12 protein-coding genes are annotated in these 15,369 nt (G+C 45.1%); 6 read left to right on the forward strand and 6 right to left on the reverse strand.

The features are described 5' to 3' along the window. Window positions 1-22: 22 nt before the first annotated feature. Window positions 23-1,240: a glycosyltransferase gene (locus QZ918_RS22905; protein WP_293338651.1), complete on the reverse strand. Its 1,218-nt coding sequence runs from the start codon at window positions 1,238-1,240 to the stop codon at window positions 23-25. A gap of 140 nt (window positions 1,241-1,380) precedes the next feature. On the opposite strand from QZ918_RS22905, the gene cofH reads away from it, so the two are divergent. The 3 genes from cofH (at window position 1,381) to QZ918_RS22920 (ending at window position 3,904) form a co-directional block, all read left to right on the forward strand. Continuing rightward, a complete protein-coding gene (gene cofH, locus QZ918_RS22910; protein ID WP_293338653.1) occupies window positions 1,381-2,538 on the forward strand; it encodes a 7,8-didemethyl-8-hydroxy-5-deazariboflavin synthase subunit CofH in 1,158 nt (385 codons plus the stop codon). 3 nt (window positions 2,539-2,541) lie between these two features. Beyond that, a complete protein-coding gene (locus QZ918_RS22915) occupies window positions 2,542-3,147 on the forward strand; it encodes a hypothetical protein (RefSeq protein ID WP_293338655.1) in 606 nt (201 codons plus the stop codon). 136 nt (window positions 3,148-3,283) lie between these two features. Further along, window positions 3,284-3,904 (forward strand): Uma2 family endonuclease, encoded by a 621-nt coding sequence (locus tag QZ918_RS22920; protein WP_293338657.1) that lies wholly within the window; start codon window positions 3,284-3,286, stop codon window positions 3,902-3,904. A 37-nt stretch (window positions 3,905-3,941) separates the two neighbouring features. Here QZ918_RS22920 and QZ918_RS22925 read toward each other — a convergent pair whose 3' ends face one another. From QZ918_RS22925 to QZ918_RS22945, 5 genes are all read right to left on the reverse strand, one after another. Next, window positions 3,942-4,889, reverse strand: coding sequence for a hypothetical protein (locus QZ918_RS22925; protein WP_293338659.1), 948 nt, complete (start codon window positions 4,887-4,889; stop codon window positions 3,942-3,944). Between the two features lie 8 nt (window positions 4,890-4,897). Continuing rightward, window positions 4,898-6,067: an AAA family ATPase gene (locus tag QZ918_RS22930; RefSeq protein ID WP_293338661.1), complete on the reverse strand. Its 1,170-nt coding sequence runs from the start codon at window positions 6,065-6,067 to the stop codon at window positions 4,898-4,900. Between the two features lie 253 nt (window positions 6,068-6,320). Beyond that, the gene (locus QZ918_RS22935) at window positions 6,321-6,917 is read right to left on the reverse strand and encodes a hypothetical protein (protein ID WP_293338663.1); all 597 of its coding nucleotides are present in this window, start codon (window positions 6,915-6,917) and stop codon (window positions 6,321-6,323) included. A gap of 329 nt (window positions 6,918-7,246) precedes the next feature. Then, window positions 7,247-8,485, reverse strand: a complete 1,239-nt coding sequence (locus QZ918_RS22940) for an LL-diaminopimelate aminotransferase (RefSeq protein WP_293338673.1) — start codon at window positions 8,483-8,485, stop codon at window positions 7,247-7,249. A gap of 37 nt (window positions 8,486-8,522) precedes the next feature. Next, on the reverse strand, window positions 8,523-8,651 hold the full coding sequence (locus QZ918_RS22945; RefSeq protein ID WP_293338665.1) for a hypothetical protein: 129 nt from the start codon (window positions 8,649-8,651) through the stop codon (window positions 8,523-8,525). Window positions 8,652-8,694: 43 nt separating this feature from the next. Between QZ918_RS22945 and QZ918_RS22950 the strand changes: the two genes are divergently transcribed. From QZ918_RS22950 to QZ918_RS22960, 3 genes are all read left to right on the forward strand, one after another. Further along, a complete protein-coding gene (locus QZ918_RS22950) occupies window positions 8,695-9,786 on the forward strand; it encodes a hypothetical protein (RefSeq protein ID WP_293338667.1) in 1,092 nt (363 codons plus the stop codon). A gap of 346 nt (window positions 9,787-10,132) precedes the next feature. Then, on the forward strand, window positions 10,133-12,022 hold the full coding sequence (locus QZ918_RS22955) for a DUF3352 domain-containing protein (RefSeq protein ID WP_293338669.1): 1,890 nt from the start codon (window positions 10,133-10,135) through the stop codon (window positions 12,020-12,022). 1,062 nt (window positions 12,023-13,084) lie between these two features. Next, the coding region (locus QZ918_RS22960; RefSeq protein ID WP_293338671.1) for a two-partner secretion domain-containing protein at window positions 13,085-15,369 on the forward strand (2,285 nt) is incomplete at its 3' end.

Consider the following 15,369-nt stretch of genomic DNA (forward strand, 5'->3'; position numbering starts at 1 on the left):
CCCATGCCCAATTCCCAATTCCCTAATCAACTTCCGTTACCCGCCAGCTCAGCTTCATGTTGATCCAGAAATTCCACAGAGTCACAGCCACGATCGCAATTAAATTAGCCAAATATTCATTGATGCCAAAAACATTAAACATCAAATTAACCAGCAGCACATTCAAAATCAAACCCATCAAGCAAATTGTATTAAACTTCAACAGGCGTTTGAAGCGCTGGCGATTTCCCGGTTGCCGCTTAGAAATGTCCCCAAAAGTCCACAAATCATTCCACAAAAAATTACTAATAATTGCTAATTCAGCAGCAATAATTAGACTGCGAGTCAGCTCCAAATGCAGACTATTTCGCAGGACGTACAAAACCCCCATGTTGACAAACACACCGCTGAAACCCACGATGCCAAATCGCAGAAACTTACCCACTGGCCAGCGGGCAAACCGCAATATGAACAAATGTCGCAAATACTCAATATACTGTTTCCCCGTAACTTTGCTTTCGCCTTCTTTCCGCTCCTGAAATACATAACCAACTTCTCCAATCCAGCGGATATTTCCCCTACCGAGCACTTCAATCAAGATTTTGTAACCCGCAGGATTCATGGTTTGGCCGGCAATGCAACTGCGACGCACCATAAAATAGCCGCTCATTGGATCGGAAACTCTGCCGACGACTCCAGGCAGTATAATCAATCCAACAGTTTGAGCGCCCCGCGACAAAAATCTCCTGACAACGCTCCAGTCGCTCACACCACCCTCAGCAACGTGGCGGCTGGCAGCGGCCAAATCTGCCCCCCGCTGAATTTCTGCTAAAAGCTGCAATAGCGTCTCCGGCGGATGCTGCAAGTCGGCATCGATGACACCCAAAACCTCGCCCCGAGCAGCCTGCCACCCGCGAATCACGGCTGTGGAAAGTCCCCGCTCGTCTTCCCGGCGCATCACCTGCAATTGCGGATATTCGGCCATCAGGGAGAGGGCAACTTCCCAGGTGCGATCGGGGCTGTTGTCATCGACTACAATTAATTCGTAGTTGCCGGGAATGCTGCCATCGAGCAATTGGCTCAGTTTTTCCACGATCGTCTTGATATTCTTGCACTCGTTGTAGGTGGGAATTATTAAGGAAAAATAAATTTGCGGTTCATTTATCTCTGTAGGAGGAGTTGAAGCTACCGTCGGTACAGCAGGAATTTGTAAAAGGTTTGACGGCACTGGTAACAGGTGATTTAGTCGATCGATATCCATACTTGCTGTTTTGAGAAAGTAAAAGATGTTTTGTTATGACTTTAGACTTGAGAATATGTTTCGTCCAGAGTTGGTTTGTTAAGATATAAAAACACCTGGAATTTTAGGTAGTGATTCTGTAGCTGAGCTGGAAAAAAACTGTGGATGCAATTCTCGATCGCGCTTTACAAGGATACAACCTCTCAACCGCAGATGCGTTGGTACTTTTGCAGCAAAAAGAGCCAGATGCGATCGCCTCTATTCAAACAACCGCTGATTTGCTGCGCCGCCGACAATCAGGCGATATTGTCACCTATGTTATCAACCGCAATATTAATTTCACCAACATTTGCGAGCAGCATTGCAGTTTCTGTGCATTCCGCCGCGACGAGGGAGATGAAGGCGCTTTTTGGTTAGATACAGCCCAAATTCTAGAGAAGGCAACAGATGCAGTGCAGCGGGGTGCGACGGAAATTTGTATGCAGGGTGGCTTAAATCTGCAAGCTAAGCTCAACGGCGAATCTTTGCCTTATTATCTGCAATTAGTGAAAACGATTAAGGATAAATTTCCGCAGTTACACTTGCACGCTTTTTCGCCCCAAGAAATAGAATTTATTGCCAGACAAGATCGTCTTAGTTTCAGCTATGTAATTTCGGCTTTGCGGGATGCGGGAGTCGGTTCGATGCCCGGTACTGCGGCGGAGGTTCTCGATGATGCGGTGCGGCGGGTGATTTGCCCGGAAAAACTAGATTCGGCAACTTGGCTAGAAATCGTAGGAACTGCTCACCGCTTAGGTTTGCCGACAACGAGTACGATGCTTTGCGGGCATATTGAGACCGCCCAACAGCAGGTTTTGCATTTAGAAAAAGTGCGATCGCTCCAACAAACTGCCATTAACAACAACTATCCAGCGCGCATCACAGAATTCATTTTACTGCCCTTTGTCGGACAGGATGCACCAGCCCCTTTACGCAGTCGAGTCGGCCGCGATCAACCAGTTTTAGCAGATACATTATTGCTCACCGCTGTATCGAGAATCTTCTTGGGAAATTTCATTCCCAACCACCAACCGAGTTGGGTGAAATTAGGTTTAGACGGAGCTACAGAGGCTCTAAAATGGGGTTGCAACGACATCGGCGGCACATTAATGGAAGAACACATTACCACGATGGCCGGTGCGGTTGGTGGCGGTTGTCAATCGGTAGAAGATTTGCAAAATGCGATTACTTCTTTGGGCCGGAGTTATCAGCAAAGAGATACAATTTATCGACCTGCGGGGGTTGACAAGTTAGCAGGAATAGGTATTGGGAGAAAATGAGCGATGTCTTATAGCGAATTCACCACAATTATCAAAGTCAAACAAGCCTTTGGATTAACAACTGTAGAAGGGCCACGATTTATCCCGCAAATAACTCCGATCGCCCCAAGTGCAACCCTGACAGATTTTTTGGCGCACAGTTTACCCGTAGCTGTGGCGACAGGAAGTGAAAAAGCGCGATCGGAAATGATTATTACCCCCGTACTGCTGGAAGTCAGAAAGATTTTGCAGCAGAAGATCAGCTTATTTTCGGGGGAAGACTTTACCGTTGATTTCAAACAAGGACTGAATGGAATTTGTGATTTCTTGATTAGTCGCTCTTCAGAAATGTTAGAAATTGAAGCACCAGCAGTCGCAGTTGTTGAAGCGAAGAAAGCAGATTTAAAAACAGGAATTGGACAGTGCATTGCCGAAATGGTAGCAATGCAGAAGTTTAATGAAGCCAAGGGAAAACCAATTCCTGTGGTTTATGGGAGTGTTAGCAACGGTACGCAGTGGCGATTTCTTAAATTGGAGGACAAAACTGTATCGCTGGATCTTAATGATTATGCCTTGGTTCCGCTGGAGCAAATTTTGGGAATGCTAGTTTGGATGGTACAAGATGGGTGATCGAGTGCGATCGTCTTCTGCAAGCTTCGCTAACGCACTTTTGACTCAGTTGCTAAAGTGCGATCGCACATTTAGCATTTATAGACATCAAAGCCAGATTTGGTATAATTTCTATTGTCAGTAATTCTAAAAACCTATGACTCTAGCTTTACCCAAGCTCGTAAACTTCGAGGAATTTGTGGAATGGCTGCCAGAAAATACGGCGGTACGGTACGAACTGCATAATCGAAATATTATTGAAATTGTACAACCAGTAGGCAAACATCAGGAAGTTACAGGCTTTCTGACGATCGAAATTGCTGTTCAAATCAATTATCTGGGATTGCCCTACGGTATCCCCAACCAAGCGATAGTTAGGCCTCCTGAAAAAGATTCCGGTTATTTCCCCGATTTGTTAGTGCTGAATCGTGCAAACCTGGTGAATGAAGCATTGTGGCAAAAACAATCTGTCCTCAGTTTGGGTGCATCGATACCTTTGGCGATCGAAGTTGTGTCAACCAATTGGCGCGATGATTACTATTTGAAATATGCTGATTATGAGGAGATGGGTATCGCTGAATATTGGATCGTGGATTATGCTGCGTTGGGTGGACGCAATTTTATTGGTAATCCGAAACAACCGACAATTTCTGTGTGTAACTTGGTCGATGGTGAATATCAAATTCTCAAGTTTCGGGAGTGCGATCGGATTGTGTCGCAAACGTTTCCCGATTTGAACCTGACTGCAAATCAGGTTTTTCAAGCTGGTTTAGTGTAAATCGATATGTTGTAAAATGATAATTGAAGTGTTTTATTCAAACGAACTCATGCAATGTTTTGAAAAAAAAAGGAATGTGATACTTAACATCGCTACTTTGCTTTGAATAAAATCTGCCAATTTCTAACGATAGTTGCTCTCTAAATACTCCCTCGTTACCACTCCAGTCACCGGGTGGCTTAATTTGCTTCCAATAATCCTTAGCTTTTTTGATTGTTAGCAAAGCTAGGATTAATTCATGTTTCTGGATTGCATCAGTCGTAGTTTGAAATTGATGTTTCCATGAATCTTGAAGTTTATCTAAGTCTAGTTGCGTACAATCTAATCCAGAACAATGATTTATGCGATCGAATGCTCTCTTTAAGTTAAACTGCAAATCTCTATCGCTACTAATTCCATCAGCCATGTCACTATAAATATTCGTGAGTGACGCTAGATTTTCTTGATAAATCGGAGAATTAGGATAATCATCAAATAATGATTGAAGTTCAGGTGTCAGAAAGTATGCTTCTTTATGAATCAAACCAGTAATCCATATCCGATGGTGTGCTACATTTTGCTCTTGCACCTGGGATTTTTCATAAAGATTCCGAAAAATTGCTTCTGTATCTGTAAAAATATAATTGTCGATCGTTTGCAGTTGCAAATCTAAGTCTATCATTGCAAAAAGCCGATCGCAATCTAGATACGAATTAGTGCTATCCTGTTTATGTAATGTTAAAAGAGTAGAGTAGGTGTCTATGACATCTTTGCGATCGCCACAATTAAAAAATTCCGGTCTATTCTGTCTCCACCATGTCGGAATACAAGCCTTATAGAAGTTGGCATCTGGCATTTTCTCCATTGCTTTATAAGCTTGAGGTGACTCTATACCCGGTATTTTTGGAGAAACACCTTCGCATAGTACCACAATTTTGTTTTGAATTTTGCGAGATTTCAAAATAAACTCGCACCATTCTTTTAGCTGTTCTGGATTAAGACTCATTTCTAGTATTATAATTCTTGTTTGATTAGTTTTGGCTCAATTTCTTTAACATGAGCAGGTGTCAAAGCTTCACACAATGCGTAGGAGTGAGTTGCCAGAATATATTGATTGCTGGGCGCCCACTCTTTGAGGTCTGAGATAATTTGATATTGCCAATCTGGATGAAAAGCAATTTCAACTTCATCCATCAACACAATAGCATCCTCTATGTTACGTGACTTGAGCCATATATAAATGCTAAGTCTTTTGAGTTCGCCGTGACTTAAATCTTCTGGATATAGTTCTATAGTTTCACCATTATTATCTAAATGAAAATTTACTCCAGAAAAATCTTCATTTACATTTATTTTTTTGTTTCCCAATAGCAGATTTAAGTCGTTAATCAGAGTTTGATAGCTGTTCCCGTAGCTACCTGTTTTTATCATTGCTCTGAAGTCGCATTCTACAGCATATTTAAATGATTTAACAAGTAACTCCACAGCAAGAAAGTCATAAGTAAACAAGCATGGTAATTTATCTTTTACAGATTCAAGAATAGAATAATAATTATCTCCGTTAGTTAAATTTTTAAATAATAATTTCCTCGAATCTTGTGGGAGAAAAAGAAAAACCTGTGTTGAAGGAGCTGCTAGAAATATCTTAGACGATATATTATCTAAAAATAATTTTGATTTGCCCATATCTTTGTTATTAAAACAACATTGTAACCTTGTAAATACTACTATTTTTCCGTCATACGAAAATCTTTTTTTAAGTTTTGAGATGCCACCTATATCTAGTATAGTTTCGGGATTTATATCTTCATCAATAGCGTGGCAATCTAGAAAATCTAGTTCTTCTTCACTATCGCCAATTATATGCTCTAAAAAAGAAACTTTTTTACAAAAAAATTCAAGGTTGATAATTTCTTCTCCATCCCAAATGTCAATAATGGCTAAAATTCTTTTGTCTTCTTCCTCAGAAATTTTAAAGTCATGAAGCATATTTTGTAAAAATGGTTTTTTATCTTCATCAACAGAACAGTGCAGCAACACGAAAATTAACTGCAACAGCGTACTTTTCCCGCCGCCATTTTGACTGCCCAGCGGAAAAATTTTAGGAGAAAAATCTTTTTCAAAAGTGATGTCTATATTTTTTAAACCGCGAAAGTCAGGAACTTGAACTCGTAGCAAGTGCATAAAAAACTCCTGGTGTTGGCTTGCATTCAGTTTGGTTAATCGGACTTACTCACGGGTGTCAGAAACCGGGTTTTTCGAGAATACTTGACTACCGCCGACAAAAACCATAAAAACCCGGTTTCTTGGGTTGTGATAAGTATAGCCTTTCTTAAAAAGATGAGATATAACTGACAGCTTACATAACGGCACTAAACTCAGAGGGCTAAAGCCCAACAACATACCTGATATTTCTGAGAACCGCTGTAAGTCCCGACTAAGTAATAAAGCTAACTAAGATTCCCAAAATTTCATCAACAGGTGGTAGCGAGTATTCTCTTAAACCAATTGTAACAGTTTGCTCTTCAAGTTTGATAAACTTCCACAAGTTACCCGTCGTAACACAACCATAAAGCTTGTTGACAAACTCGCCATTTCTTTCATTGAATTTCTGAGCCGCAATCATCTCAGCAATACATTGTCCAAGTCCGCCGTTGATGTCTTCTTTTTTAGCTTCCACTACAATCATGGCAGGAGCTTCGATAAAAAGTTGTTCGGGCGATTTGCTGATAAGGAAGTCGCAGACACCGTTAAGTCCTACAGACTGATCGACGGTAAAATCATTGCCAGAAAAAAGGCTGATTTGCTGATTAAAAATATCTTTTAATTCTAGCAAAATTGGACAGATAATCATTTCAGAACGAGCTTTTTCGGTATTCAATGCTAGGGCTAGAGGTAGCCGTTTTTCTATAAACTCAGCTAGGGCTGGACTCGGCTGAATCGGCGGCGCTGAAACAATAAAAGTAGGTACTTCTATTAGGGTTAGCTGAAAGTCTTGTTTGACTTTTTTGAGGGTGAATTCGCTATAGGACATTGCTTTTTCACGCTCACAGTAAAGTTGTTTGGTTTAGATTATAACACTTTTCAATCGGATGAAATACAGCAGATGGGAGTAGGGACACGGCACTGCCCATAGGTGTCAACTTAAGGTACAACGTAGTCAGAGACTGTTGTTCGACTATTAAGGCCAGATCCCCCCTAGCCCCCCTTCCCAAGGGGGGGACAAGAGTCCGATCAAAGTCCCCCTTCTTAAGGGGGATTTAGGGGGATCTAGACTTTGCCTAAAAGCGATATTTATCATGGATTTCAGGCTTAAGTTGACACCAATGGACACTGCCGTGTCCCTACCGGATTCACATGAGACTAAACCTTAAACTTCTCCACAATCCGTCTCATTGCTTCTTCCACATTCTCGCGACTGTTAAACGCGGAAATGCGGAAATAACCCTCGCCCGCAGCACCAAAACCAGAACCCGGAGTTCCCACCACATTGCAAGTTTCCAGCAACTTCTGAAAGAAATCCCAACTCGACAAGCCATTTGGTGTTTTCACCCACACATAAGGTGCATTTTCGCCGCCAAAAACTTCGATGCCGGCTGCTGTCAATTTCTCGCGGATAATCGCTGCATTTTCCATGTAAAAATTGACTAATGCTTGAATTTGTGCTTTGCCTTCCTCGGAATAAACCGCTTCTGCACCGCGCTGCACGATGTAAGAAACACCGTTAAATTTGGTAGCTTGGCGGCGGTTCCACAATTTCCAAATTTCGACATCGGAACCGTCGGCTGCTTTTCCTGTCAAAGTTTTCGGCACGACTGTTAAGGCGCAGCGAGTACCGGTGAAACCGGCATTCTTGGAAAATGAACGAAATTCGATCGCACAATCGCGCGCGCCTTCAATCTCGTAGATGGAGTGTGGTAGGCTCGGATCGGTAATATACGCTTCGTAGGCGGCATCGAAGAAAATAATCGAACCGTTCGCTTTAGCATAATTTACCCAAGCTTGCAAGTGTTCCTTGGTGGCAGTTGCGCCCGTCGGGTTGTTGGGGAAACACAGGTAAATTAAATCGACTTTTTTGTCTGTGGGAATTTGGGCGGTAAAGTTGTTTTCGGCGGTAATTGGCAGGTAAACAAAGCCGTCGTATTCGCCCTTTTCGTTGGCGTCTCCGGTGTGTCCGGCCATCACGTTCGTGTCTACGTACACGGGGTAAACTGGATCGGTAACGGCGATCGTATTGTTGTCACCAAAGATATCGAGAATATTGCCGCAATCGCACTTAGAACCGTCAGAAATAAAGATTTCCGAAGCATCAATATCGCATCCCCGCGCCTTGAAGTCGTATTGGGCAATTTTTTCCCTCAGCCACTCATAACCTTGTTCCGGGCCGTATCCTTTAAATGTATCCCGCACGCCCATGTCTTCCACCGCTTTCACCATCGCCTCGCGGCAAGCTTCCGGTAGCGGTTCCGTGACATCGCCAATCCCCAGCCGGATGATGGGTGCACCGGGATTCGCGTCTGCGTAGGCTTTCACCCGGCGCCCGATTTCGGGAAACAGGTAGCCGGCTTTGAGTTTGAGGTAGTTGTCGTTGATAGTTGCCATAGTGCGATCGCTCTCAATGTCGTACAATAGCTTACTGCTAATTGGCAGTTGACAGTTGACAGTTGACAGTTGACTCTTTGACTATGCGAGGGGTACCGCAGTTGGTAGTTGGCAGTTGAGAGTTGGCTGTTTTCAGAAGGAAGCAGGTACTTGACCAAAAAATCAACTAGCTTGTATAATGAGATATAGTGTGCAACCCAGAACCAATTATGGATGAGATAGAGTACGCCAAACTGTGTCAAGAATTGGCGGCGATTCTGAATGAGTTTAACTTAGGTTGGGTAGTTCAACAAGTCGCCGATACTGTAGAGATAGGTAAAGTAATTGAAGAGCGATCGCTCAAACGAAAGACGCCGCTGCTCAAGATAGAAGATTATACCGCGAAAGAACAACTTTTGCTGTTAATTGCTGCTGTCGAACAAGCGACGGTGAACACTTCGGAAATGGAAGACGAAATTGCTTATTTCTTGAAAGTAGAATCGGAAACCTCTCCCCTCGGCACAAAAATTGTCTTTGCTAATTCCGGCGCCAAAACAGCCCAAACCATCGAGTTTACGTCCACTTTAACAGCCCCACGCCACAAACAGGCGATCGCCCTCCAGCAATTACTCGAAAAACTGCCCTCTGAACCTAGCAACTACGCCCTCAATTCTGAAATTAAGAGCAAGTTAAAAAGTGCGATCGATCCAGATTTCAACGGAGTGGCAGAACAAGCGAGAATTTTTGATGCTTACCTATTCACCATCCTGCTGAAAGCAGTTGCCAACGAAGGTGGCAACATCTATTATAACAATGTTTTAGACGACGAAACACCGAAATATTTAACATTTAGAAAAACAGCGGGAAAAATCCACGGAACAGCACATCCATACACTCATGCTGTGGTGGAATTTCCTGACAAACCAGCCCTGGAAATTCATCTCGGAGTCAAAGTCCAAGGTAGAGCCGGAGTTCTGCACAACTGCAATGTTTTAATTTTGTACCAAAAGGAAGCGAATATCTGCCGTTTGCTCAACCGGGAACCGCGACACTCGCAAGTAATTTTAGCAGTAAAATCCGAACATTGCACCTCGGAACTGCAACTAGAAATGGCTGGTGCTTTTATCGGATTGGCGTCAGATATTCGCTACGAAGGTGGCAGCTATTTCATTTCTAATAGTTACTCGCAACCAGTGGCCAAATTACTGACTACCGCCCGCAAAAAATGGGAACACAATATCTTTCCTAGAGCCACAAACGATGTTCACAGGCTAATGTACTCGTTTCAAACTATCTTTAAAGACTTTAAGGCTAGAAACTAAGATCGGGCATGGGACATGGAAATTGGGAATAGGTTAGTGTAGTCTTGAATAAAATAGGTTTGTAGTGAGGACTTTAGTCCGTTCATTTATGCGGACTAAAGTCCTCACTACAAACCAATATAATCTATATCTTTCCTAGAGCCACAAACGATGTTCACAGGCTAATGTACTCGTTTCAAACTATCTTTAAAGACTTTAAGGCAAGGAATTGAGATATGGGTATGGCGTATGGGAATTGGGAATAGGTTTGTAGTGAGGACTTTAGTCCTCATAAATCGGAGGACTAAAGTCCTCACTACAAACCAATATAATCTATGATATTGCGAGTACCAGAACTTTACGAATAATGTTCAAGAAAGATAAATCTTCCCTGCTGTTTACGATCGGAGCCGCCACACTTCTGATTGGTTTAGGTATCCTCGCATACTCGATCGTCATTTCCCGAGGCCCCGCCAAAGATTTGCCAGCGGGAGCCGTCGTTGTTCCCCAAGATGCGATGATGGCTCTATCCATCACTACCGATGAATCCCAGTGGAATAGGCTGCGACAATTTGGTACGCCGGAGTCGAAAGCTTCGTTTGAAAGGTTTTTAAGCGAATTGCGCGATCGCATCCTCACAAGCAACGGTTACGCCTATCAGCAAGACATTCAGCCTTGGGTGGGCAACACGGTAATGGTAGCGTTTCTCCGCAACAAAACAGCCATATCAGTTCCCCCGCGCGCACCCAACGCGCCGCCACCTCCGCCAATTCAGCAGTCAGTAGCAATTATCCTGCCCATCTCCAACCCGATTAAAGCCAAAGAATTATTAGCAAAACCCAGACCCCTCAACCAAGGAAAAATGGTTGAGCGCAATTATAAAGGAGTGCAAGTTACAGAAACTCAAGGTATACCCGATCGCAATTTCTCAGTCGCGGTACTCGGAACCAACTATCTAGCAGTCACCACCGATCCCACCGCTACAGACAGAATAATTGACACCTACAAAGGCGAACCATCCCTCGCCAAAACTCCTGGCTATGGAGACGCCATCCAACAAATTAAGGATACCGGTGCCTTCGGTCAAATCTACGTGAATATGCCCGTTGCAGCAGCCTTTACAGCCGCCAACTCATCCCGAGAAATTTCGGTAGAAAACCTGGAAAAACTGCAACAAAATCAAGGATTTGCCACCACAGCGACGCTGGATGCAGACGGAATTGGATTCAAATCAATCTCTTGGCTAAAACCAGATTCTACTACTCGTATAGCAGTGGAAAATAATGCTCTAAAAATGGCTAACCGCCTGCCAAACAATACAATCATGATGGTATCTGGCGGTAACTTGCAGCGTTTGTGGCAAGACTACGTATTGGGAGCCGATGCTAATCCGCTTGCCCCGATTAATCCTCAAGTTTTGCGTACTGGTTTAAAATCGACTACTGGCCAGGATTTAGATAAAGATTTCATCAACTGGATGGCGGGAGAATTTTCTCTATCATTAATACCAGCCCCCGCGCAGAATCCGAAAGATAAATTTGCTGCTGGATTTGTATTTATGGTGGAAACAAACAACCGCGGCGCCGCCAACAAATCCCTGAAACAGCTTGATGAAACAATGAAAACTAAAGGGTTTAGAGTTGAGGAAATTAAAGTGGGGGGAGAACCTGCGACTAAATGGACATCGCCCTATGGAGGGATTAGTGTAACTCGCGGCTGGATGAAAGATGTGATGTTTATGACAGTAGGAGCTCCCGTGGTGGAGTCGATCGTTCCGGCACCTACAAGTCCGCTTTTAAGTAGCGAATTGTTCCAAAAAACTGTACGATCGCAACTTAAGCCTCACAACGGCAATTTTTTCATCGACACCGAGAGTGCGTTTAACCCGAAAAACCTCGCTTTGCCGGAGTTTCCTCCCAACCAAAAAATCTGGATAGATGCCACGCGGTCGATCGGCATTACAGCGGCCGTGATTGGCGATCGTACCACCCGCTACGACGCTTTTGTCGGTCTCAAAAAATCTGACCAATCGACTCCTTCACCCAAGCCCTCACCGAATCCATCTTTACCGAGTTCATCTTCACCGAGTTCATCTTCACCAAGTTCATCTTCACCGAGTTCATCGTCACCGAGTTCACCTTCACCGAGTTCATCCTCACCGAGTTCACCTTCACCGAGTTCACCTTCACCGAGTTCATCGTCACCAAGCCCTGATTCACCCAGTCCCTCGCCCACCGTCCAAACTTCACCGAATTAACTCTTAAATCCTGCCAAAAATCCGCTATGACAGCCCCTTAAACAGCAAAATGGCGATCGATTAAAACCGAAAAGCAGCAGATCGAAACCGACAATAGCGGATTTGATTTGGAGAGGAAAAGTGAGCCGGATTTAAGTTGTTTTACGCCACCAAACCTCACACCAAGAAACCGCCAAACCCGGTTTATAAAAAAAACCGGGTTGCAGCAAACTCTAAAAATTTGGCTTGTAGCCCAGGGAAGAAGGAAGAAGCAATAACAGTCCGGGACACACACCAACCTTCAAACCTTAAGATTCGCGGACGTTGTTGGGCTTGAGCCCTCTTACTGGAACTGGTTATATAAGCTATGAGTCATACCTCATCTTTTTGAGAAAGGCTATACTTTTTCTTGTCATAATTTTTTTTACAGGCTATCGTGGAGATAGCTTTGTTATTTTTGAACCTAGGAAAGGAAAGATGTTTGACCAGAAATTTTCCCGATCGCTCTTGGACGCAGAACCTAATTTTTAACCCCATCCTTCGTTGAAAGTCTTAATAAGAGTAAAAAAAATCGGTTAATCGGCGTCGGAGTGGGTCTAAAATGCCGTTTTTTTGAGTGTATCATGTGGCAGATGTATAGTCTAGGTATTGCGAGTTATATTGAGAGTGTAGAGAAGATATATAGCCTTTCTCAAAAAGATGAGGTATGACTGACAGCTTACATAACCTCCCAGACAAAGAGGGCTCGCATCCCAACAACGTCCGCGAATCTTTCTGAGAACCGCTATAGCCTTTCTCAAAAAGATGAGGTATGACTGACAGCTTATATAACCGCTTAGCTTAAACCAAGAGAGCTCTCTTCCCAACAACGTCCGCGAATCTTTGTGATAACCGCTATAGCCTTTCTCAAAAAGATGAGGTATAACTGACAGCTTATATAACCGCTTAAACCAAGAGGGCTGAAGCCCAACAACGTACCTCATCTTTGTGATAACCGCTATACGTTATTGTTGCGACCTATTAAAAATTAAACCCTTTAAAACTATGAAAACCCCCAAAAATCTTAAAATAGAGGCTAAATTAATGTCAAGACAAAGAATTAGCAAACTGGCACTTTCTGTGCAAATAGTCTTGATAAATATTTACTTTTTGCAAGCAAAAGCCGAAGCTCAAATTGTGCCAGCGAACGATGGAACTGGCACTAAAGTCACTCCCACCCCAAGCGGAACTCCTACACCGCAAACTCGCTTCGACATTGAAGGCGGACAATTATCGAACGACAAACAAAATCTCTTCCACAGTTTTACACAATTCGGTTTGTCGCCAAATCAGATAGCCAACTTTATCTCAAATCCCAGCATTCGCAACATTTTAGGCCGCATCAATGGCGGTAGCCCTTCGATTATTAACGGCTCAATTCAATTAACCGGCGGTAATGCTAACTTGTTTCTGATGAATCCCTCGGGCATCATATTTGGCAATAGTGCTAGCTTAAATGTGCCGGCTTCTTTCACAGCAACCACGGCCACCGGTATTGGATTTGGTTCTAATTCGTTTAACGCTGTCGGTACTAACACCTACACATCTCTGACGGGCCAGCCCAATTCCTTTGCTTTTGGAGCCGATCGAGCTGGGGCAATTATCAACACAGCCGACTTAGCAGTCAAGTCAGGGCAGAACTTAACTTTGGTCGGCGGCACCGTTGTCAGCACAGGCAATCTTTCGGCACCGGGCGGTAAAGTTACCGTTGCGTCAGTCACTGGGACAAATTTAGTGCGAATCAGTCAAGCAGACAGTTTGCTGAGTTTGGACATCCAGCCGTCAGCGACAAGCAGCCCTGGAACAGCAGTCGCATCCTTGCCGGAACTGCTGACAGGGGTCGGTCAAACCAATGCTACAGGCATCAGCGTCAATGCAAGCGGTCAATTGGTACTTACAGCGTCTAACCGAGTAGTAGCTGCGGGGGATGTTGCAGTCAAAGGTGCCAGCGCTCGGGCGATCGAAATTCAAGCAGCCAACACCCTTGCAGCCGGCGGCAACCTGACGAGTACCCAAGGTGCGATCGTCCTACAAGCCAGCGGCGACATTAGCACACTCGCTCTCAACTCCAACTCCACCACCGCAGCAGGCGGCAACATCAGCGTCACCAGCCGTACAGGAAAAGTAGAAACAGGCAATATCAACGCAGGCTCAAGTGACAAAACCAGCAACGCCGGAGACGTTAGTATTGCAGCCTCAAGCAGCATTCAAACAGGCTTCATAGACGCCAACTCCGAAGAAAAAAAAGGCGGTCAAGTCACCCTCAAGGCCAGCAATGACATAGAAGTAACCCGTATCAACACCCAAGGGCGAACAGCCGGAGGAAATATTAACATTGCAGCCGGCCGTTATTTCCGAGCTACAGGCACTTTTACCTGCTTGGCGCAAGGTTGTAGCATTGCCGCCGCCGCGACTGGTAGCGCCAATGGTGGAGATATCACCATTAGCCACGGTGGCCAAGCCTCAAACACTATTTTCGGCGTCGGGCCCAACTATAACAGCTTGAACGGTACTGCTGGCAGCATTGCCACTGGGAGCGACAAGAAGGAAAATGTTATTGCATCCGGAAGTTTTCCCAGCTCAAAGACTCAGATCGTACAGCCGACGCAAATTAATATCACAACTTCTTCAACCTCGCCGACGCCGACTCCGGCACCGACGCCGACTCCGACTCCTGCACCGACTCCGGCACCAACTCCGGCACCAACCCCTGCACCGACTCCTGCACCGACTCCTGCACCGACTCCTGCACCGACTCCTGCACCGACTCCTGCACCGACTCCTGCACCGACTCCTGCACCGACTCCCGCGCCAGCACCAACTCCGGCGCCAGCACCTGCACCGACGCCCGCACCGACTCCCGAACCAACTCCGGCGCCAGCACCTGCACCGACTCCCGCACCAACTCCGGCGCCAGCACCTGCACCGACTCCTGCACCGACTCCCAACCCTCCGCCAGCACCCAGGCGAACTCCTGCACCTGCACCGACACCCGCACCTGCACCAGCACCAGCACCGACACCAGCGCCAGCACCAGCACCAGCACCAGCACCTGCACCGACACCCGCGCCAGCACCAGCACCAGCACCAGCACCAGCACCAGCACCTGCGCCAGCAACCGCACCTGCACCAGCACCTGCACCTGGGCAGACAATTACTGAACCCAGCGTACCAGTATCAAATTTGCCGATCGCACCAACGATTGCTCAAAATCCAGCGCCGAACTCGAATTTGCCGATCGCACCAACGATTGCTCAAAATCCAGCGCCGAACTCGAATTTGCCGATCGCACCAACGATTGCTCAAAATCCAGCGCCGAACTCGAATTT

Origin of the sequence: Microcoleus sp. CAWBG58, from assembly GCF_020883045.1 — a bacterium.
Taxonomy (GTDB): Bacteria; Cyanobacteriota; Cyanobacteriia; order Cyanobacteriales; family Microcoleaceae; genus Microcoleus.